This is a genomic window from Streptomyces sp. NPDC058470 (genome assembly GCF_042721055.1).
Taxonomy (GTDB): domain Bacteria; phylum Actinomycetota; class Actinomycetes; order Streptomycetales; family Streptomycetaceae; genus Streptomyces.
The window spans coordinates 95,099-115,921 of record NZ_JBHXMF010000027.1 but is presented as its reverse complement, the minus strand read 5'-3'; the positions used below and the strand labels follow the sequence as shown (position 1 = coordinate 115,921).

Annotated in this window: 16 protein-coding genes; 3 read left to right on the top strand and 13 right to left on the bottom strand. The window is 70.3% G+C overall.

Translation table 11 applies throughout. From position 1 onward, the window contains the following. Window positions 1-577: 577 nt before the first annotated feature. Window positions 578-1,585: a stage II sporulation protein M gene (locus ACFWP7_RS21120; RefSeq protein ID WP_384383065.1), complete on the bottom strand. Its 1,008-nt coding sequence runs from the start codon at window positions 1,583-1,585 to the stop codon at window positions 578-580. Between the two features lie 119 nt (window positions 1,586-1,704). On the opposite strand from ACFWP7_RS21120, the gene ACFWP7_RS21115 reads away from it, so the two are divergent. Next, complete coding sequence (locus ACFWP7_RS21115; RefSeq protein WP_384383064.1) at window positions 1,705-2,703, top strand: RDD family protein; 999 nt, start codon at window positions 1,705-1,707, stop codon at window positions 2,701-2,703. 21 nt (window positions 2,704-2,724) lie between these two features. On the opposite strand, the gene ACFWP7_RS21110 is transcribed toward ACFWP7_RS21115, so the two are convergent. The 9 genes from ACFWP7_RS21110 to ACFWP7_RS21070 form a co-directional block, all read right to left on the bottom strand. Next, window positions 2,725-3,339, bottom strand: a complete 615-nt coding sequence (locus ACFWP7_RS21110) for a hypothetical protein (RefSeq protein ID WP_384383063.1) — start codon at window positions 3,337-3,339, stop codon at window positions 2,725-2,727. 100 nt (window positions 3,340-3,439) lie between these two features. Continuing rightward, window positions 3,440-4,897 (bottom strand): adenosylhomocysteinase, encoded by a 1,458-nt coding sequence (ahcY, locus tag ACFWP7_RS21105; RefSeq protein WP_384383062.1) that lies wholly within the window; start codon window positions 4,895-4,897, stop codon window positions 3,440-3,442. 377 nt (window positions 4,898-5,274) lie between these two features. After that, window positions 5,275-6,252 (bottom strand): cation diffusion facilitator family transporter, encoded by a 978-nt coding sequence (locus ACFWP7_RS21100; protein WP_384383061.1) that lies wholly within the window; start codon window positions 6,250-6,252, stop codon window positions 5,275-5,277. Between the two features lie 112 nt (window positions 6,253-6,364). Next, complete coding sequence (manA, locus tag ACFWP7_RS21095) at window positions 6,365-7,516, bottom strand: mannose-6-phosphate isomerase, class I (protein WP_384383060.1); 1,152 nt, start codon at window positions 7,514-7,516, stop codon at window positions 6,365-6,367. 89 nt (window positions 7,517-7,605) lie between these two features. Beyond that, on the bottom strand, window positions 7,606-8,733 hold the full coding sequence (locus ACFWP7_RS21090) for an SIS domain-containing protein (RefSeq protein WP_384383059.1): 1,128 nt from the start codon (window positions 8,731-8,733) through the stop codon (window positions 7,606-7,608). Between the two features lie 30 nt (window positions 8,734-8,763). Beyond that, window positions 8,764-8,934 carry a Trm112 family protein gene (locus ACFWP7_RS21085; RefSeq protein WP_365442229.1) on the bottom strand — a complete coding sequence of 57 codons (171 nt, stop codon included), beginning with the start codon at window positions 8,932-8,934 and terminating at the stop codon, window positions 8,764-8,766. Window positions 8,935-9,194: 260 nt separating this feature from the next. Continuing rightward, window positions 9,195-10,559, bottom strand: a complete 1,365-nt coding sequence (locus ACFWP7_RS21080; protein ID WP_384383058.1) for a phosphomannomutase/phosphoglucomutase — start codon at window positions 10,557-10,559, stop codon at window positions 9,195-9,197. A gap of 221 nt (window positions 10,560-10,780) precedes the next feature. After that, window positions 10,781-12,397, bottom strand: a complete 1,617-nt coding sequence (locus tag ACFWP7_RS21075; protein ID WP_384383057.1) for an L-lactate permease — start codon at window positions 12,395-12,397, stop codon at window positions 10,781-10,783. Between the two features lie 182 nt (window positions 12,398-12,579). After that, entirely contained in the window at window positions 12,580-13,008 is a 429-nt protein-coding gene (locus ACFWP7_RS21070) for a DUF3499 domain-containing protein (protein ID WP_384383080.1), read from the bottom strand. A 435-nt stretch (window positions 13,009-13,443) separates the two neighbouring features. On the opposite strand from ACFWP7_RS21070, the gene ACFWP7_RS21065 reads away from it, so the two are divergent. Next, the gene (locus ACFWP7_RS21065; RefSeq protein WP_384383079.1) at window positions 13,444-13,893 is read left to right on the top strand and encodes a metallopeptidase family protein; all 450 of its coding nucleotides are present in this window, start codon (window positions 13,444-13,446) and stop codon (window positions 13,891-13,893) included. 39 nt (window positions 13,894-13,932) lie between these two features. Here the strand turns inward: ACFWP7_RS21065 and ACFWP7_RS21060 are convergent, their stop codons facing one another. From ACFWP7_RS21060 to ACFWP7_RS21050, 3 genes are all read right to left on the bottom strand, one after another. Continuing rightward, window positions 13,933-15,417: a DUF5719 family protein gene (locus tag ACFWP7_RS21060; RefSeq protein WP_384383056.1), complete on the bottom strand. Its 1,485-nt coding sequence runs from the start codon at window positions 15,415-15,417 to the stop codon at window positions 13,933-13,935. Then, window positions 15,414-19,091, bottom strand: a complete 3,678-nt coding sequence (locus ACFWP7_RS21055) for a glycosyltransferase (protein WP_384383055.1) — start codon at window positions 19,089-19,091, stop codon at window positions 15,414-15,416. The genes ACFWP7_RS21060 and ACFWP7_RS21055 overlap by 4 nt, the downstream gene beginning before the upstream one ends. Before the next feature lie 218 nt (window positions 19,092-19,309). Next, window positions 19,310-19,573 carry a WhiB family transcriptional regulator gene (locus tag ACFWP7_RS21050; protein WP_003975777.1) on the bottom strand — a complete coding sequence of 88 codons (264 nt, stop codon included), beginning with the start codon at window positions 19,571-19,573 and terminating at the stop codon, window positions 19,310-19,312. Between the two features lie 690 nt (window positions 19,574-20,263). Here ACFWP7_RS21050 and ACFWP7_RS21045 point away from each other — a divergent pair. Then, window positions 20,264-20,791, top strand: coding sequence for a cysteine dioxygenase (locus tag ACFWP7_RS21045; RefSeq protein WP_384383054.1), 528 nt, complete (start codon window positions 20,264-20,266; stop codon window positions 20,789-20,791). The last annotated feature ends 32 nt before the right edge of the window (window positions 20,792-20,823 follow it).

The following is a 20,823-nucleotide window of genomic DNA, read 5'->3' as shown; positions in this document are numbered from 1 at the left end:
ACTCTCCGTGAATGTTTTCCCGTAATCGGGACGACACCACGAGAGCGGAACCGAAGGGAGGAATAATCCCCACGGTCCACAGCGTCCTCGCTGATGTTTTCTTCAAAGGAACCTCGTCCCGGCCATAACGACCGGAGACGGGGTATCAACAAACTTGGCGTTGATTTTTGGCACGCTGTTGAGTTCTCAAGGAACGGACACTTCCTTCGTACTCACCCGAGAGACTCTCTCAGGCTTTCCTCCGGGCGTTTCCCTTCAGTCTTGCGTTTCCGACTCTACCAGACCCTTTCGGACCCGATTTCCTCGGTGCTTTCCAGGTTTCCGCTTTCGCGTTTCCCTTTCCGGCAGTTCCGACTTTATCAGAAGTTTTGGGCCGGATTAACCGGCATCCATTTCTGAATCATCGGGAGGGGCCTCTCGGAAATCGACGTTTCCAGAAGCAGGCAGACCCTAGACGGCTGCCACTGGACCTGTCCAGTTCTAGGCAACTGTTCGAATCTACCTCCCCGTTCGTTCCGTGTCAACGGCTTTTTCGGGGCGAAGAGGAGACTAGCAGGTCAGCGAAGGTGGTCGCACATCAGGCAGCTGTCGGGACGGTGGCACTGCGCTCTGTCTCGTCGACGTCACCGGTTTCACCGGCCCGTGCCGCACGACCGCCCAGTACAAAGACGTACGCGAGGAAGACCAGTTCAGCGGCGATTCCGATGCCGATGCGGGCCCAGGTGGGGAGGCCGGACGGCGTCACGAAGCCTTCAATGGCGCCTGAGACAAAGAGGATCAGGGCCAGGCCGATGGCCATACCCAGGGCGGCTCGGCCCTCTTCGGCGAGTGCCGTGCTGCGGGGACGAGGGCCAGGGTCGATCAGCGTCCAGCCCAGTCGGAGGCCTGTGCCCGCGGCGACGAAGACGGCCGTCAGTTCCAGGAGCCCGTGCGGGAGGACAAGGCCCAGGAAGGTGTCGAGGCGGCCGGCCGAGGACATCAGGCCTATGCCGACGCCCAGGTTGAGCATGTTCTGGAACAGGATCCAGATGACCGGGAGACCCAGGAAGATACCCAGGACCAGGCACATCGCGGCGGCCTGGGCGTTGTTCGTCCACACCTGCGCCGCGAAGGACGCGGCGGGATGGCTGGAGTAGTAGGTCTCGTACTGGCCGCCGGGACGCGTGAGTTCGCGCAGTTCGCTGGGGGCCGCGATCGAGGACTGGACCTCGGGGTGCGTACCGATCCACCACCCCAGGAGGGCCGCGATCACGGTGGACAGGAGAGCCGTGGGAACCCACCAGTGGCGCGAGCGGTAGACCGCGGCCGGGAAGCCGTGCGTCAGGAAGCGTGTGACATCACTCCAGGAGGCGCGGCGCGTGCCTGTCACGGCACTACGCGCGCGTGCCACCAGCTGGCTGAGGCGGCCCGTCAGCTGAGGGTCGGGGGCGCTTGACTGGATCAGGGAGAGATGGGTGGCGGTGCGTTGGTACAGGGCGACGAGTTCGTCCGCCTCCGCTCCGGTCAAGCGGCGTTGGCGGCGGATCAGTCCGTCGAGCCGGTCCCACTCGGCGCGGTGGGCGGACACGAAGACGTCGAGGTCCATCTGGTTTGCTGCTCCTCGGCTACTCGTCGTGAGTGTCAGCTTGTCGTACTGCGACGCGATGTGCCCTCAGCTTGGCAGACTGGACATTCGCAAGGCAGGCCAGGGGAAGGACGGCGAGCGTGAGTGAGCTAGTGACGGGCGAGGCGGTGGCGCTGGAGTTGCGCCCCGCGAAACTCCCGAGCCGGACGCTGGCCGTCCTGCTGGATCTGATCGTGGCGACGATCGTCTATGTCGTCGTGACCATCGGCTTGGTGGCTTCGACGGGTGGACTGGACGAGGCTGCGCAGGTCGCCCTCTCGATCGCGTGCTTCCTTCTCGTTCTGGTGGGCGGCCCGATTGCCGTGGAGACCCTCAGCCACGGCCGTTCGCTCGGGAAGCTGGCGTTCGGGCTGCGGGTGGTGCGGGACGACGGTGGGCCCATCCGGTTCAGGCATGCGCTGGTTCGTGGTGCCGTCGGTGTGGTCGAGCTTCTGATGACGTTCGGGATCGTCGCGTGCATCGCCTCTCTCGTGTCGGCGCGCGGGCGGCGGCTGGGTGACGTGTTCGCGGGGACCCTTGTCGTGCGGGAAAGGATCCCGGCCGGCCGTACGCCCTTCGTGCCTCCACCGCCGCCCTGGCTGACGGGTCGATTCGCCGCGCTTGATCTGTCCGCGGTTCCGGACGGTCTGTGGCTGGCCATCCGGCAGTACCTGACGCGGATGCGGCAGTTGGATCCGCAGGTCGGTGGGGCGATGGCGGAGCGGCTCGCCATGGATCTGGCCGCCCGTACGGGGACTCCGGCGCCGCCCGGAGTCCCACCGGCCGCATATCTGGCGGCCGTGGTGCAGGAGCGGCAGGCACGGGAGGTCCGGCGGTCCTTCGGTGGCGGGCCTGCCGTGGCTCCGTACGGCGGCCCGGGTGGACCGACGATCGGGATGCCGGGCGCGGTCGGACCTGCTCCCGTGCAACCGGGCACCTACCCCTATGCGTCGGTCGCTCCGGGAACCCCGTCCCCTCTCGCGACGCAGCAGCAGTCGCCGCCGCCGGGTATGGCACCGCAGCCCGTTCCGCCACCGCCTGCCGCACCGCAGCACGACCAGGGCGGCCGTCCTTCGACCGGCTTCGCACCGCCCGCCTAGGGCTTGTCTGTCTGCACCTCGTCAGGTGAATACCGACGGGGGTGATTCGAGATGTTCCAGTTCGATGCCGGGTGCCGCGAGCACCACGTCTCCCGCGATGTGTACGGCGTGCTGCTCACCGGTGTCCAGGGCTGTGACCTGGTATTCGTCCACGGTGAGGGGGCCGTTGTCAGTGGCGTGTGTTTCTCTCGAGATCAAGGCCCAGGACTGGTCGAGGGTGCGTGGGGCCAGGACGGGGTCGGTGAAGGCGACGAGGCGTACGCGGGTCGCGGAGGCGGACGGGGCGAGGCGAAGGAGGCGGGCGGTGGCGACGAGGAACGCGGGAGAGGGGCCGGTGAAGGCGTGGGCGCGGACATTGCCTTCGGTGGCCTGCGTGCCCGCGGGATCGGTGCGGACCCAGGTGACGCCGTCGAGCGCGGCGCCGCGGACCTGCCAGCTCGCGGCGTTCAGTTCGAGACGGATGGGGCGGCCGAGGTCGTCGAGGGCAAGGTCGACGGAGCCTGCATGGTCGCCGGAGGGGGTGGTGAGTTGGGAGACATAGCGCCAGCCGGAGGGGCCGGGCGCGCAGTGGAAGTGTTCCTCAGCCAGGGGGGTGTGATCGTGCGGATCATGGAGCGAATAACGGCCGCGTGGCATGGGAGTTCAGGTCCTCATCGGGGACAGGCCCCCGCCGCGGGGGCGAGGGCCTGCTGACATCCGTACGCCGAGCGGTGGTACCGCTGCTCGGCGGGGGAGCTCAGTAGCGGTAGTGGTCTGACTTGTACGGGCCCTCGACCTCGATACCGAGGTACGCGGCCTGCTCGGGGCGGAGCGTCGTCAGCTTCACGCCGAGCGCGTCGAGGTGGAGACGGGCGACCTTCTCGTCCAGGTGCTTGGGCAGCACGTACACGTCGGTCGGGTACTCCTCGGGCTTGGTGAACAGCTCGATCTGGGCCAGTGTCTGGTCCGCGAACGAGTTGGACATCACGAAGGAGGGGTGACCGGTGGCGTTGCCCAGGTTCAGCAGGCGGCCCTCGGAGAGGACGATGAGAACCTTGCCGTCGGGGAACGTCCAGGTGTGGACCTGCGGCTTGACCTCGTCCTTGACGATGCCCTCGATCTTCGCCAGGCCGGCCATGTCGATCTCGTTGTCGAAGTGGCCGATGTTGCCCACGATCGCCTGGTGCTTCATCTTGGCCATGTCGGCGGCCATGATGATGTCCTTGTTGCCGGTCGTGGTGACGAAGATGTCGGCCTTGTCGACGACCTCGTCGAGGGTCGTGACCTGGAAGCCGTCCATCGCCGCCTGCAGCGCGCAGATCGGGTCGATCTCGGTGATGATCACGCGGGCGCCCTGGCCGCGCAGGGATTCCGCGCAACCCTTGCCCACGTCGCCGTAGCCGAAGACGACCGCGGTCTTGCCACCGATGAGAACGTCGGTGGCGCGGTTGATGCCGTCGATCAGGGAGTGGCGGCAGCCGTACTTGTTGTCGAACTTCGACTTGGTGACGGCGTCGTTCACGTTGATCGCCGGGAACAGGAGGGTGCCGTCGCGGTGCATCTCGTAGAGACGGTGGACACCGGTCGTGGTCTCCTCGGTCACGCCGCGGATCTCCGAGGCGACCTGAGTCCACTTCTGTGAGCCCTCGGTGATGGTGCGGGTGAGGAGCTCGAGAACGACGCGGTGCTCGTCGGACTCGGCGGTGTCGAGGGAGGGGACCTTGCCGTCCTTCTCGAACTGGACGCCGTTGTGGACGAGCATGGTGGCGTCACCACCGTCGTCCAGGATCATGTTCGGGCCGCCGGTGGGGGTGTTCGGCCAGGTCAGGGCCTGCTCCGTGCACCACCAGTACTCCTCCAGGGTCTCGCCCTTCCAGGCGAAGACCGGGACGCCCTGCGGGTTCTCGGGCGTGCCGTTCGGGCCGACCGCGATGGCGGCGGCGGCGTGGTCCTGGGTGGAGAAGATGTTGCAGGAGGCCCAGCGGACCTCGGCGCCGAGGGCGACCAGGGTCTCGATGAGGACGGCGGTCTGCACCGTCATGTGCAGGGAGCCGGTGACGCGGGCGCCCGCGAGGGGCTGCGCCTCGGCGTACTCCTTGCGGATCGACATCAGGCCGGGCATCTCGTGCTCGGCGAGGGTGATCTCCTTGCGGCCGAAGGCGGCCAGGGAGAGGTCGGCGACCTTGAAGTCCTGTCGGTTGTCGACAGTCGTCATGTCGAGCTGCTCCTCGGGTTCGGGATTGGGGCGAGGTGGTACGGCTGGTCTGCGCGGCGGCGGGCATACGCATGCCCCGCTGGGCACAGGAGTGCCCGGTGCGCGCAACGCAGTCCGTCGGAGGCCCTCTCTCCCTCGGCCGGTCCGCGGAAGGGACCGACCGACCGCCATCAGCAGCGACGTCTGGCTCAACCACCAAGCTACACCGGTGACCCCGGCCCTCCCCAGTCCGCGTACGACCGGGAAAGGCATGATCCTGCTGTCAACCGTGGCCCGTGCAGGTCAGAGGTACGGGTGAGGTCTGACGGGGCTCACAGATCTGACGGAAAGGGGCCCACCTGTACTTCAGGCGGGCCCCGGGGACGTACGAGTGGAGATCAGTGCTCGGTGGGGTGTGCCGGGCCGCCCGGTGTTGCTTCTGGGGCCGGGCCCTTCGCCGCGTCGGCCTCGTTGTAGATGTCGGGCTCCAGGTAGATGACGCGGGCGATCGGGACCGCTTCCCGGATGCGGGACTCGGCGGCGTTGATCGCGGTGGCCACCTCGGTGGCGGTGTCGTCGTGCTGGACGGCGATCTTGGCGGCGACCAGGAGTTCCTCCGGGCCGAGGTGGAGGGTGCGCATGTGGATAATGCCGGTGACCGTGTTGCCGTCGACGATGGCTGCCTCGATCTTCTTGACCTCTTCGAGGCCCGCGGACTCGCCCAGGAGGAGGGACTTGGTCTCCACGGCGAGGACCAGCGCGATCAGGATGAGCAGGATGCCGATACAGAGCGTGCCGATGCCGTCCCAGATGCCGTCGCCGGTGGCCAGGGCGATGCTCACGCCGACCAGCGCCAGGACCAGGCCCACCAACGCGCCGAGGTCCTCCAGGAGCACGACCGGCAGTTCGGGAGCCTTGGCGTGGCGGACGAACTCCTTCCACGACTTCTGGCCACGCAGGGGGTTGGACTCCTTGATGGCCGTCCGGAAGGAGAAGGACTCCGCGATGATCGCGAAGACGAGGACGCCCACCGGCCAGTACCAGGCCTCGATCTCGTGCGGGTGCCTGATTTTCTCGTAGCCCTCGTAGATCGCGAACATGCCGCCGACCGAGAAGAGCACGATCGAGACGAGGAAGGCGTAGATGTAGCGCTCGCGGCCGTAGCCGAAGGGGTGCTGCGGGGTTGCCTCGCGCTTGGCCTTCTTGCCGCCGAGCAGGAGCAGGCCCTGGTTGCCGGAGTCGGCGAGCGAGTGCACGGACTCGGCGAGCATCGACGACGAACCGCTGAAGAGGAACGCCACGAACTTCGCTACCGCGATCGCGAGATTGGCGCCGAGTGCCGCCACGATCGCCTTGGTGCCGCCTGAAGCGCTCATGTGCTCCTGCTGTCCCTTCGTACGCCGTCCAGGGCTTTGCCTGCCTTTTGCCAGTGGGCCATTGTTGCAGCCTGCCCCGACAACGGCGCGTCAGGCCGCCACAGTGGTCACATCAGGCCACTACCGTCGCGCGGAAAATCGCGCCAGGGCCGGACACTTCGACCTTTTCGCCCGCCGATACGAAGACGGACTGGCCGGGGGCGAGCGTGCTGCCGTCCGCTCGTACGGAACCGGCCGTGCACAGCAGGATCTGCGGGGTCGCGGCGGTGAGGTCGTGTGGGGCCGCGTCCTGGGGCAGGACATAGCGGGAGAGGCGGAACTCGTCGATGGGGGTCTCGTAGACCTCCTCGCCGTCGGGGGACGCCTCCGGGCGCAGTACGCCGGGGTCGCTCGCCTCGAAGCGGACGACGCGCAGGAGTTCGGGGACGTCGACGTGCTTGGGGGTCAGGCCGCAGCGCAGGACGTTGTCGCTGTTGGCCATGATCTCGACGCCCAGGCCGTTCAGGTACGCGTGCGGGACGCCGGCGCCGAGGAACAGGGCCTCGCCGGGCTGGAGTTGAACGTAGTTGAGGAGCATCGCGGCGATGACGCCGGGGTCGCCCGGGTAGTGGTGGGCGATCTCGGCGTACGGGGCGTAGGAGCCGCCGAGGCGGGCGCAGGCGGCCGCGGCCTCGGTGACCGTGTGGGCCAGGTCGTCGCGGTCGGCAGAGAGCAGCGCCGTGAGGACCTCGCGCAGGGCGGCCTCTTCGGGGTGGGCGTGCAGCAGGTCGACGTACGGCTTGAGGGAGTCGACATCCAGGCCCGCGAGCAGTTCGGCGGCCTCGGCGGGGGCGCGGAAACCGCACAGGCCGTCGAACTCCGTGAGAGCGCAGATCAGTTCGGGCTTGTGGTTGGCGTCCTTGTAGTTGCGGTGCGGGGCGTCGATGGGAACGCCGCGGCGCTCCTCGTCCTCGTAACCCTCTTGCGCCTGTTCGAGGTTGGGGTGGACCTGGAGGGAGAGGGGGGCTCCCGCGGCGAGGATCTTCAGCAGGAACGGCAGGCGGGGGCCGAACTTGGCGACCGCCGCGCGGCCGAGTTCCTTCTCGGCGTCCTCGTCGATGACCTCGGTGAGCGGACCGCGTTCGGTGCGCGAGGGTGCGCCCGGGTGGGCGCCCATCCACATCTCCGCCTGCGGTTCACCGGTCGGCTCCACGCCGAGCAGCCGCGGGATGGCGGTGGTCGAACCCCAGGCGTAGGGGCGGACGGTGTTGTCGAGGCGGTCCATAGTGTGTGCTTTTCTCCGTACGTACGCTGCTCAGCGGGCGTTTCTCACCACGCGGAGGTCCGGTGCGGGCTACCCCGTGTGCGTCAAGGTCAGGCGCCTGAGGCGAGCGCCAGGTAAACGGCGGCGAAATCCGTGATGGCGATCAGTTCGGCGAGGGTCTCGAGTTCGCCGCCCTCCTCGGGTTCGAGTTCGCTGATCGCGGTGTCGTGGCTGAGGGCGAGTTCGCGGGCGGCCGGGGCGGCGGTGAGGCCGCCTGCCGGGCGGTCGCGCAGGAGCACCACGCGCGCGTGGATGGCCTGTTGCTCCTCGACGCGGTCGCGGAAGAAGTCGTCGGGGTCGGCGCCGGCGGCCAGCGCGCCGGCCAGCAGCGCGGTGTGCGCGGCGAGCGCCTCCGGCAACTCGGCGGTGAGCGCGGGGCGTCCGGCCAGCTCGGCGAGCGCGGCGGCGAAGCGGCGGCCCGCCGGGCCCGCGGACGGGCCCTCGGTCCAGATCACCGGGAGCGCCTCGGCGAGTTCGGCGGCGAGGGTCTTGGCGGGGTTGCTGTAGGTCGCGATGGTCGGGCCGCAGCGCTCGGCGATCCGGTCGAGGCGGTCGGCGACCTTCTGGACGGCCTCCGGGGGCGCGGTGAGCAGGCCGGTGCGGTCGAGGAGTACGAGCAGCGGGGTGAGCAGCGCCCACAGGACGCCGGGGGCGGACGCGGCCGCGACCTCCTCCCGCTCGTACGGGGTGGTTGCCAGCGGTACGAACAGGCCGTGCGCGCCGTCCACCGACTCGGGCAGCGGGGAGTGGGCGGGGGCCACGGCGGCGACGGTGCAGCCGCGCCGGTAGGCCTGCTCGATCAGGAGTGAGAGGCCGGGCTCATAACCGTCCGGGGTGGCGATCAGGAGCAGGTCCACGGGGCCCGCCCAGCCGGGGAGCTCCCAGCGCAGGGCGCCCGCGTCCGCGGCGACGCCGGTCGGGCTCAGCCGGGTGACCGGGCAGCCGGCTCCGGCGAGGGTGCCGAGCAGGTCGGCGACACAGGTCGCGGCGGTGCCTGGGCCCGCGATCAGGACGGCGCGGGGGCGGCCGTCCGGTTTGAGCTCCGGGATGCCTGCCTCGGCGGCGTGCCGGGCGGCGGTGCGCACATGGGCGCCTGCCTCGGCGGCGCCCCTGAGGAGGCCGCGGCGGTCCGCCTGGGCCAGTGCCTCGGGAGCGTCGAACAGCGATTCGTCGAGCATGGGCGGCAGCCTCCGATCGCCGGATCGTCGTTACGCGGGACGGCGGGCCTCGTCGACGAGCAGTACGGGGATGCCGTCCCGGACGGGGTACGCGAGGCCGCAGTCGTTGCTCGTGCAGACCAGCTCGCTCTCCTGCTCCTTGAGCGGGGCGTGGCAGGCCGGGCAGGCGAGGATCTCCAGGAGGCCGGCTTCGAGCGGCATGGGGTGTCCTTCCGAACGGGTGGATGCGGCCTGGTCAGGGTACCGCTGTGGGCGGGGGCGCGGCGCTGGCCTGTGGGGGGGGGCGCGCTGGGCCTCGTCGACGGGGTGGGGGTGGGGGTTTCTGCTTTTTCGCCCCCTCCGCCCCTGCCCGTCTCTAGTTCCTGGGGCTGCCGCCCCCAGACCCCCGCCGTCGCGCTGAACGCGCTCGTCCTCAATCGCCGAACGGGCTGAAAGATCTCCAGCGCCGGAGGGCATGACTGTCAGGCCCTGATGATCTCCAGCACCTCGTCCCGTACCTTCGCCATCATCGCCTCGTCGCGTGCCTCTGTGTTGAGGCGGAGCAGTGGCTCGGTGTTGGAGGGGCGGACGTTGAACCACCAGTCGGCGGCGGTGATCGTGAGGCCGTCGAGTTCGTCGAGGGTGATGTCCTCGCGGCCTTCGTAGGTGGCTCTGATCGCGGCGAGGCGGGCCTTCTGGTCGTCGACCGTGGAGTTGATCTCGCCGGAGGCGGCGTAACGGTCGTATTCGGCGACGAGCCGGGAGAGCGGGGCGTCCTGGCCACCGAGCGCGGCGAGGACGTGGAGGGCGGCCAGCATGCCTGTGTCCGCGTTCCAGAAGTCGCGGAAGTAGTAGTGCGCGGAGTGCTCGCCGCCGAAGATCGCACCGGACGTGGCCATCTCGGCCTTGATGAAGGAGTGGCCGACGCGGGTGCGGACGGGGATGCCGCCGTGCTCCCGTACGACCTCGGGCACCGACCAGGAGGTGATGAGGTTGTGGATGACCGTGCCGCCGGGGTGCTTGGCGAGCTCGCGGGCGGCCACCAGGGCCGTGATCGCGGAGGGCGGGACCGGGTCGCCCTGTTCGTCGACGACGAAGCAGCGGTCGGCGTCGCCGTCGAAGGCGATGCCGAGGTCGGCGCCCTCCTCGCGTACCCGCTTCTGGAGGTCGACGATGTTCGCCGGGTCGAGCGGGTTCGCCTCGTGGTTCGGGAAGGTGCCGTCCAGCTCGAAGTACATCGGCACCAGGTCGAGGGGCAGTCCGTCGAAGACTGTCGGGACGGTGTGCCCGCCCATGCCGTTGCCCGCGTCGACGACGACCTTCAGGGGGCGGATGGAGGTCAGGTCGACAAGGCCGCGGAGGTACGCCGCGTAGTCCTTCAACGTGTCACGCTGTGTGATCGTTCCCGGTGTGACGTCCGAGGGGGCCGGGGCGCCCGAGTCGAGCCAGGACTCGACGAGTTCACGGATCTCGGAGAGGCCGGTGTCCTGTCCGACCGGGGTCGCGCCCGCCCGGCACATCTTGATGCCGTTGTACTGGGCGGGGTTGTGCGAGGCCGTGAACATGGCGCCCGGCAGGCCGAACGCGCCCGACGCGTAGTAGAGCTGGTCGGTCGAACACAGCCCGATCTCGGTGACGTCGACGCCGCGCGCCGCCGCACCGCTCGCGAAGGCGCGCGACAGACCGGGCGACGAGGGCCGCATGTCGTGCCCGATCACGATCGCGTCCGCGCCGGTCACCTGGACGAAGGCCGCCCCGAACAGCTCGGCCAGCGGCTCGTCCCACTGGTCGGGGACCACACCGCGTACGTCGTACGCCTTCACGAGCTGCGACAGATCAGCAGTCACGGCCAACCCTCCAGAAGTCCACTTAGGTCGCCTCAAACTACCTGTACGGACTGACAGTCCGGTGTGCCGCGGCTCAGCGGATGCGCATCCGTCACCTGGGGGCTTCTTTCGTCACCTGTGGGGACTCGTCCGTCACCTGGTGGTAACGCACCGCGTCACGGCGGCTCTCGTTCCATCACGACAGCCGCCGTCGTTCCCGCACGGATGCGATCCTCGTTCTGTCAGGGCAGCATCCAACCCAGGACCGGCGTGCTCTGCCCCGCCACGATCAGGCACATGATCAGCAGCAGCCCGAGACTCCACGGCAGCACCTTGCGCAGCAGGTCGCCCTCGCGGCCCGCGAGTCCGACCGCCGCGCAGGCGATGGTCAGGTTCTGTGGCGAGATCATCTTGCCGAGGACGCCGCCCGAGCTGTTGCCGGCGGCGAGCAGTTCGGGAGACAGACCCGACTCCCTGGCCGCGCTCACCTGGAGGGCACCGAAAAGGGCGTTCGCCGAGGTGTCGGAGCCGGACACGGCCACGCCGAACCAGCCCAGGACCGGTGACAGGAAGGCGAGTCCCGCGCCGGCCGCCGCTACGAAGTGGCCGATCGTGGCGGCCTGCCCGGAGAGGTTCATGACATAGGCGAGCGCCAGTACGGACGTCACGGTGAGGATCGCGAACCTCAACTCGTGCACGGTCGCGGCCCATTCCTTGACCGCCACGCGCGCGTGCACCCCGAGTACGGCGGCCGTGCCCAGCCCGGCGAGCAGGACGAGCGTGCCGCCGGTCGACACCAGGGGTAGCGTGAAGACATTGCCGCCGACCGGTTCGCCGTCCGGATTGACCACGTCCAGGAAGGGCCAGTCGAAGACGCGGGTCGCGCCGGCCAGCCAGTCCTTCACGACAGGGATCTGGGCGATGGAGAAGATGACCACGATCAGCGCGTACGGGGCGTAGGCGCGCACGACTTCGGGCCGCGGGTCCTCCTCGTCCAGGTCCTCGCTCCGTACGCCGGTCAGAACCGCCACCCGTACGGGCTCGGCGGCCGGCCTGCGCGCCCCCGGTACGGCGACGAGGGCGCCCGCACCCACCAACGCGGCCCCGATGTCGGCGAGTTGCGCGGAGACGTAGTTGGAGGCGGCGAACTGGGCGACGGCGAAGGCGGTTCCGCACACGAGGGCCGGCACCCAGGTCTCGCGCAGCCCGCGCCGCCCGTCGACCAGGAAGACGAGGACGAGCGGTACGACCAGGGCCAGCAGTGGCGTCTGGCGGCCCACTACGGAGGCGACGGAATCCAGTGGCAGGCCGGTGACTTGGGCGAGCGTGACGACCGGGGTGCCCATCGCGCCGAAGGCGACCGGAGCGGTGTTGGCGACGAGCGCGACCACCGCCGCGCGCACCGGGTCGAAGCCGAGCGCGACCAGCATCACCGAGCAGATCGCGACCGGGGCGCCGAAGCCCGCGAGAGCTTCCAGGAGGGCGCCGAAGCAGAACGCGATCACGAGCGCCTGGATGCGCGGGTCGTCGGACAGGCGCCCGAAGGAGCGGCGGAGGATGTCGAAGTGCTGGGTGCGGACCGTCATCCGGTACACCCACAGGGCGTTGACGACGATCCACAGGATGGGGAAGAGGCCGAAGACGGCCCCCTGAGCGGCGCTGGAGAGTGTCTGGCCGACCGGCATGCCGTACGCGAGCCCGGCAACCAGCGCGGCGGCCAGCAGGCCGATCAGTCCGGCCTGGTGGGCCTTCATGCGGACGCCGCCGAGCAGGATCAGGACGATGACGAGGGGCAGGGTCGCGACGAGGGCGGACAGGCCGAGTGAACCGGCCACGGGTTCCAGTTCCTGGATGTACACGGGCACCTCCTCCGATTCCGCGATACGGAAAGCGGTTTCTCACGGGCGGAGGAATGGTCGTGTCCGCGACAAGTGCGCGTCAAGACCTCTGCACCGCCGGGTGAAACGTGCACGGAACGTGCACCGAGGTGAAGTCGCCCTCAGGGAAAGGGGGTTCGGCCAGGCGAACAGGAGCAAGGAGCTCAGGAGTCCGGCGAGCGCAGCACCCGCAGATGGCCGCGGCGCGCGACCTCCATCGGGTCCACCGTGCGCGCGTTGCCGCCACCGGCCCCGGCGGCGCGCTGCTGCGGACGGGCCGCCTCGCGTACCGCGTTGGCCAGCGCTTCCAGGTCGTCACCGGTGGGGCGGGAGGGAGCGGAAGGGTCGGCGAGCCGGACAACCTCCCAGCCGCGCGGCGCGGTGAGGCGCGCGGAGTGCTCCGCACACAGGTCGTAGCAGTGAGGTTCGGCGTAGGTGGCGAGCGGGCCGAGGACCGCGGTCGAGTCGGCGTAGACGTACGTCAGCGTCGCGACGGCGGGGCGGCCGCAAGCGGTGCGCGAACAGCGACGTACAGGGCTCACGACGTTGGACGGTACCGCACTCCTGAGCGGGCCGCGACGACTCTCTCCCAGGTCACCCCACCGTGTCGTGCTGTGAGAACGCCCACATGAGCCTCCGTGCACCCGGCCCTGACCTGGGGCGACATCGGGCGCCGCGATGCCGAACAGACCTGAAACCGGTTACCACTTGGTGCAAAACATGTCAATTGCCATGCCAGGGGCGGTCTTGGAGGATACGGAATCGAGCCAACCTTGGCTGGAACGATCATCCGGCGACATCAGGAGTGGTCACCGCGCATCATCCGGAACGGCCACGCGCACCACCCACAACGACCACGCGTGACATCCGGAACGGCCGCACCTGGCGTCCGGGACAGCCACGCGTCGCGTCCGGCTCGTCACGGACAGAGATCCCGGACGGCCGCGGGTCAAGATCCCCGCGCCGTCGGCGGTCCGCCGCGTGGGGGTCGGGCGCACGCCCCTGACGAGGACTACTCTTCGTCAGTGATGGACAACCCTGTACCGCCCCGCGCCGCCACACCCGGGCCCCGCCGTCGTGACCGCCATGGCAGGGGCATGCGTGGCCCCGTCGCGCCTCCCCAGGTGCCGCTCGCCGCGAGCCGCGCCGAGGCGTTCGCCGACCTGGTGCAGGACTCCGTGGAGCGGCTGGAGCGGCGCTGGCCGCAGCTCGCCGACATCGATTTCGTCGTCCTTGAAGTGCCCCGTCTGGAGGGCTCGGGAGACGGCTGGACCGACGAGTCGGTACCCCTGGGCGGCACGATCCCCGAGCGCGAGGGCCACCCCGCGCGCGTGGTCGTCTACCGGCGCCCCGTCGAGATCCGCACCAAGGGCCGTGACGAGCGTGCCGCCCTGGTGCACGAGGTCGTCGTGGAGCAGGTCGCGGAGGTGCTGGGGCTCACTCCGGAGACCGTGGATCCGCGGTACGGCGAGGACTGACTCCCCTGGCGACCGGGGCACCCGCTTTCTCCGGCCGGCCTACTTCTGCAGCACCGAGAGATCCTGCCTGGCCTTCGGCACCTCCACCGTCCCGTGGTCGTCCGGAAGGGTCTGGATGGTGAAGCCCGGGATGCCGTTCACGCCGGCGGTGAGCATCCGGGAGGCGTAGACGGAGCCTCCGGAGACCGGCTCGACGGTCAGCGCGTACGTCCCCTTGAGGCCGCTCGGGACCGGCGCCTCGATGTTCTGCGTCGTGCCGCCCTTGATGGTGAACGTCTTCGTCACCGCCGTACCGCCCTCGCTGCCCGCGGACGCGGTGACCTTGACCTCGGCGGCTTCGCCGGGGGCGGTCAGGGCGAGGGTGGAGGCCTTGGAGGTGTTGTCGGCGACCGTCGCGCGCGTGCCCACCGGGCCGGTGGCCGGGATGAACGCGGTCTCCTGCTTGTCGCCCTTGCCGCGTACGACCTGCAGAGCGGCGACGACCGGCACCGATGTGCCGGTGGGGGTGAGCACCAGGGAGCCCGCTTCGCCGCGTGTCAGATCGCCGAGGTCGGCGGTGGCGGTCATGCCGGACTTCACGTGCAGGGTCTCGTTGCCCGCGGGCGTGATCAGTCCCGTGGGCGAGGCGAGGCGCACCTTCAGGTCGGCGTCGGTGGCGCCGGGCGCGAAGGCGACCAGTCGCACCTCCGTGGCGTCCTTCGGGATGCCGGGCAGCACGAGGCTGCCCGCGGGGTCGGTGGAGGCGCCCAGCCAGTCGCCGCCGGTCTTGTCGTCCAGGGCCTGCACGGCGGCTCCGAGGCGACCGCTGCGGACCGTGACGTGCACGGTGAGGTCCGCCAGCGGGTCGCCCGTCAGCGTGTTCAGGAGGAGTGCGTCGCTGGAGTGCGGCTGGACCGTGATGCCCTCGCCCAGCGTGGACTTGAGGGCGCCGTCCTTGCCGTACAGCTCGATGTCGACGACGGCGGCGGAGTCGTCCGGGTTGGTCAAGTGCACATAGTCGGTGCGGTCGTCGGCGGTGCTGGCGCCCGGGAACCAGAACTCGGTGTCCGGAGCGGTGCAGTTGGTGCCGAGCAGGCCGCGGCCGGTGCCCGCGGCGACCTGGGTGGTCTCCTGGACGGTCCAGCCTGGCGCGAACCTGCCCTCGGCGGTGCCGACCAGGGCGGGCGCCTCGGCACCGGAGTTGTCGCCGGTGGCCGGCTTGCCGGGCTCCTTGACCTCCAGGACCGGCTTTTCGGCCTTGTCGTCGGCGCCGCCGTCCGCCGACTCCTCGGTCGCGACCTGCAGTTCGGCCTTGCCGCTGTCGCCCGTGCCCGCGGAGACGGGCGTGAAGGACGTGTACGCCGTCTCCGCGAGGTCGGAGGTGCTGGGCTGCGGGCAGAGCAGGCTGGTGCGCTCGACGGGCAGCAGCGCGGCCGCCTTCACGGCGGTGTCGTCCGACGCGTCCGGCGCGCTGAGCGCGGCGAAGCCGGTGACGGCGGCCAGCGCGGTCGTGCCGACGATCAGGGACAGGGTGGTGCGGTTCACTGCTGGCTCCCGTCGGGGCGCTCACTGTCAGGGCCGTACGGCGGCTGCGGGGGCATCTGAGGCTGCGGGGGCTGCGCCGACGGGTCGTACGCGGGGTCGTAGCCCTGGCCGTTCGCGTCGTAGCCCTGGTTGTACGTCTGGTCGTACTGCGTCTGGCCGCCGTATGCGTACGGGTCGTACTGGCCGCTCTGGTAGGGGTCCGCCTGGTAGGGCTGCTCGTACGTGCCGGTCTGGTACTGCTGCTGGCCCTGGTACTGCTCGGCGCCGTAGGTGCCGTACTCGGCGGCCGCGTAGCTCGGGGTGTCCCACTCGCCGTACGCCTGCTGCTGCGGGACCGCGGCCGGCTCCAGTGGGACCTCCTCCTCCGGAGGAGGCAGGGTGCCGTCGTCCTGTGCGGTCTGCTCGGCCTCCGCCTGGGCACGCAGACGGCGGGCGCGGCGGCCGTCACCCGTGACGTCCTGGGCGAGGACCTCCTCCTCTTCGGGGAGGTCGTCGTCGACGTCACGGCGGCGCCCGGGCAGGGCCATCACCACGAGGACGACGGCGAGGGCGCCCTGCGCCCACAGCCATGCGGTGTGGCTCAGCGGGGCCTCGAAGGTGACGTCCAGCTTGCCGCCGCCGGTGGGCAGTTCGAAGCCCTGCGCCCAGCCGTCGACCGTGGTGCGGGTCAGCGGCTTGCCGTCCAGGCTCGCCGTCCAGCCCTCGTCGGCCGTGTCGGCGAGGCGCAGGATGCGGCCGTCGGCGCCGGCGGGGATGGTGGTGTGCAGTTCGACGGGTCCGGCGGCGATGGACAGCGGGTCGCCGGTCTTGGGGACGATGGCGGCGCGCGAGACCTGCCGGTCCACGCGCCACAGGGCGCTGCCGTCCCCCTGGCTGAGCCGGCTCAGGCCGGGCGTGGCGTCCAGGACGCTGGTCATTTCACGGGGCGCACCCTTGTGGACGAGGACATAGCGCACGGCGAAGTCGCCGAGTTCGTCGGCCTGGTCGGCGCCGGAGCCCGCCACGAGGTTGGCGACGACCTTGGCCAGCTGCTCGTTCTCACCGTCCGCCACCGCGAGTTCGGCGTCGCCGAGGCGGGCGCCGGAGCCGCGGACCAGGGTGTAGCCGACCTCGGCGGTCGACCTGCTGTCGAGGACGAGGGTGCGTGCCTGGTCGCGGGTGCCGCTCTCCTCGGCGACGAAGGCGGGCACCTGCACCGGGTCGCGGCGCTCCAGAGGCCCGTCGGCGCCGCCGATCATCCAGCCGGCCGCGACGAGCAGGGGGCCCGCGGCGGCGGTGAACGCGATCAGCACCGCCACCGGCTGGCGCCAGCCGAAGCTCTGTTCGGCCACGCGTGAGCGTGCCCCGTCGGCGCCGACCGCGGCCGCGGCGAGCAGCGCGAGGCCGTAGACGAGGGTCGCCGGGCCGGCCCAGGCGGAGCTGTTGGACAGTACGGCGAAGACCATCGCCACCAGGGCGACGGCCCAGGCCGCCCAGATCCCCGCCTGGCGCTCGGTGCGCAGCAGGGCGGCCAGCGCGGCCAGGACGACGCCGATGAGCATCAGCCCACTGACGGTCCCGGGGCCGCCGGGGCTGGCGCCGAGCAGGTCGAGCGCGGAGGCAGCGCCGGACCCGTACTCCAGACCGGCCTCCTTGAAGAAGCCGAACGGGAGCAGCGTCAGTGACCAGGGGGCGAGGACCAGCAGCGGGGTGCCGAGCTGGGCCAGGAAACGCAGTCCGTGGGTGGGGATCTCTTTCCTGCGCACTACGAGGAGTGCGATTCCCAGAACCAGCGCGATGGGCCACACGATCGGCGTGAAGGCCGTGGTGAACGTCAGCAGCAGGGCGTACGCCCAGGTGGCGCGCCAGCTGCCGCGCGCACCGGAGGAGTTCGTCAGCCCGCTTGCGGCGATGCCCGCGCGCGCGAGGAGCGGCAGCAGGATCGCGAGGACGGAGGTGCCGATGTGGCCGCTCGCGAGCGCGCCCGTGGCGGCGGGCAGGAAGGCGTACACGATGGACGCCCAGGCGCGCAGCAGGCGGGACTCGACGAGCGGCCGTGAGGCGAAGTACGCGGTGAAACCGGCCAGCGGTACGGAGGCCACCAGGAGCACGGTGACCGCGAGCCCGGTGGAGCCGAAGAGCAGCGAGGACAGCATCGCGACGAGCGCCAGATACGGCGGAGCCGTCTGTGTCCCGCCCGCGCCCACCGCGTGCCAGCCGTCGAGATAGCGCGACCAGAGCTCGGAGGCGTCGCCGGGTGCGGGCAGCAGCGCGCCGCCCGCGAGCGCCCCGCTGCCGACGAGCGCGCGGCAGGCGATGAGCGAGACGAAGAGCAGTACGACGAAGAGCACGGGTCCGGGCTTGCGCACGACGCGCTTGACCCGGCCGAACTGCTCGACCTCCAGGAAGTCGGCGTCGTCTCCGCCGGGCCCGGACTCGACCGCGCCGCCGTGCCGTCCGGCGCCGGTGGTGGCCTCGGGGTCGGAGCTGCCCACGAGGCTGCTCGCGGCCTGCTCGATGGTGGCCCGCACGGTGGCGCCCGGCGGCGGGAACAGCGGGCGCAGCTCGTCCTTGTCGACCTGCGGGCGGCCGCGCGTGCGGCGGCCCGCGAGGATCCGCTCGGGGCGCAGCAGCGTCCCGAGGAGCCCGCGGATCTCGTCGACGGCCTGTCCCGGGACCTTGCCGACGAGATACGCGACCGTGCGCAGCAGGGTGCCGAGGACCAGCCGGAACAGGATCCAGGGCAGCTCCGCGGTACGGGCGTTGACGAGGAGGGTGTAGGTGGCGCCAGCCTTGTCCACCTTGTGCGGGGAGGCGGCGGTGCGGCCCACGCAGTCGACGGTGCGGCGCTCGCGGGAGGAGGCCTCGGCATGTCGTACGACCGCTTCGGGGGCGACGAGGACGTTGTGCCCTGCGGACCGGGCCCGCCAGCACAGGTCGACGTCGTCACGCATCAGGGGCAGCCGGCGGTCGAAGCCGCCGAGTTCCTCGAAGACATCGCGCCGGATCAGCATTCCGGCGGTGGACACGGACAGCACCGGGTGTACGTGGTCGTGTTGGCCCTGGTCCTGCTCGCGGCGGTCCAGGCCGGTCCAGCGGCGGCCGGAGTGGGCGATGGTGACGCCGACTTCGAGGAGCGCCCGGCGGTCGTACCAGCCGCGGAGCTTGGGCCCGAGCACGGCGACTTCCTTGCCGAGCTCCGACTCGTTCTCCACGACCCGCAGCAGTTGCGACAGGGCGTCCGGCTCGGGTGCGCAGTCGTCGTGCAGCAGCCAGAGCCACTGTTCGGGCTCGCCGTACGGGAGCTCCGGCATGTCGTACGCGTCGTCGCGCCAGGTGCGGGTGACGGGGTCCCAGCCGCTGGGGCGCTTCAGGTAGGGCAGGTCGTCCGGGGTGAGCACACCGGCGGTGCGGGTGGCCTCCTCGACGGCCTGGCCGAAGCCGGTGCGCCGGGCGAGGTGCACCACGCGGTCGGCGCCGAGCGCCTCGGTGAGCAGCTGGGCGGAGTCGTCCGCGCTGCCGGTGTCGGCCGCCACCGCGTTCTGCACGGGGCGCTCCTGGCCGAGCAGCCCGGCGAGCGCCTCGGGCAGCCAGCGGGCGCCGTCATGGGAGACCAGCACCGCGGTCACCACGTGGCGCGGGAACTCAGGAGTGGCAGCGTCGTGTTGGCCTGCCGTATGGCTGTGCACGGACATCGAGGTACGGGCCCCGGTTCGATGGACTGCGGTGGACGCCTGTGCCCGCGGGGAGCAGTGGGACGTCTCGGACGGAGGCCCACACTAACGGCTGGGCAACACGGCGGCCCGCCGCCTGTGGATAACCCACCTGCGACGGGCCGTTCGTTACGTCTCGGTACGTAGGGGTGTGCACCTTCTGGCCGGACAGGGCCCTCTTCAGGCCGGGTCGTTCACGCTCAGACGGCGGCCTTCTTCAGGCGACGTCGTTCACGCTCGGACAGGCCGCCCCAGATGCCGAACCGTTCGTCGTTGGCGAGCGCGTATTCGAGGCACTCGGAGCGGACCTCACAGGCGAGGCAGACCTTCTTGGCCTCGCGGGTGGAGCCGCCCTTCTCGGGAAAGAAGGACTCGGGGTCGGTCTGGGCGCACAGCGCGCGCTCCTGCCAGCCGAGTTCCTCGTCCGCGTCGTCGACCAGCAGTTGCTGCACCAGCTCGGTCATGTGCGCCCCTCGTCTGTCTTTCGCGTCCCCGTGATGCTGCCGTTACCGATTTCGGCTGAACGACACGAGTGAAATTACAAGTGTGCCGATCCGGGCCAGTCAAGCCGAGATCTGCTATTGGGCCCCTTATTCACTCTGCGGAACCAAGGCTATGCGGAAAGTGTTCAAATCGGCATAAACCCTGACGGCCGAAGGTGCCCAGGCCGGACCCCCGCCCCCTTCAGAGGGGAGGACGCCCAGGAGTTCGATCTCGTTCCGACGCGAACAACGAAGCGAACCGGATCACATTCGAATCACGGGCCCGCGGCGAGGATTGTGCGCCCGGTTGTGCGCCATGTGTCCGGGGCGGCTCCTGAACAAACCTTTCGCCTCACAGATGAACCGGATGTGGTGAAACATCTCCCACATGGCGGGCCCGAAGTTGACAGTCGAGGTGTGAACCGATGTGCTTGTGGGCATGCTCGCGAACTTGGCGCTCACCTCGACCCGCACTGCCGGGTCCCACGGTGCTGTCCGCGCTCGCTGTAGCTGTTGTTGCTGTTCCAGCTGTTGAGCCGTACCGCGCTCCAGCCGACGCTCCGTAGCGGAGCGACCCCCCGCCCGCACCCGGGCGACACCCCCCGTCCGTGACCCGGGCGGAAATGGTCCGCGACACCCCAGCACTCTCCCGCCGAGGAACCACCGCACCCCATGAACAGCGACAGCGACCTCCAGATCGCCGGCGACATCCTCGAAGTACCGCACCTGCTCCAGCCGCCGCCCGAGCACCCGTCCACCGTGGCCGAGTTCGCCGGCCTGGCGCGCTCCATCGCCGCCGACCGCTCCCAGTGGGAGCACCTCGTCCGGTACGACGCCACCTCGCGCTGGTACCACCGGCTGAGCACCGGGCCCGGCTACGAGGTGTGGCTGCTCTCCTGGGTGCCCGGACAGGGCAGCGGGCTGCACGACCACGGGGGCTCCTCCGGCGTACTGACCGTCCTGGACGGCACGCTGACCGAACGCACGGAACGCGGCACGCGCGCGTTGGGCACCCGTTCGCAGCGGGTGTTCGCGCCCGGTTACGTCCACGAGGTCGTCAACGACTCCCTCGAACCGGCGGTGAGCCTGCACGTGTACTACCCGGGCCTGACCGAGATGCCGATGCACGCCGCCCGGTGCGCGGTCGCCGAACTCTCGGGACCTCCTGCAGCCGAGTCTCGTACGGCTGAGGTCTCGTAACCGCCTGCCGTGTTGTCGTACCCGCCTGCAAG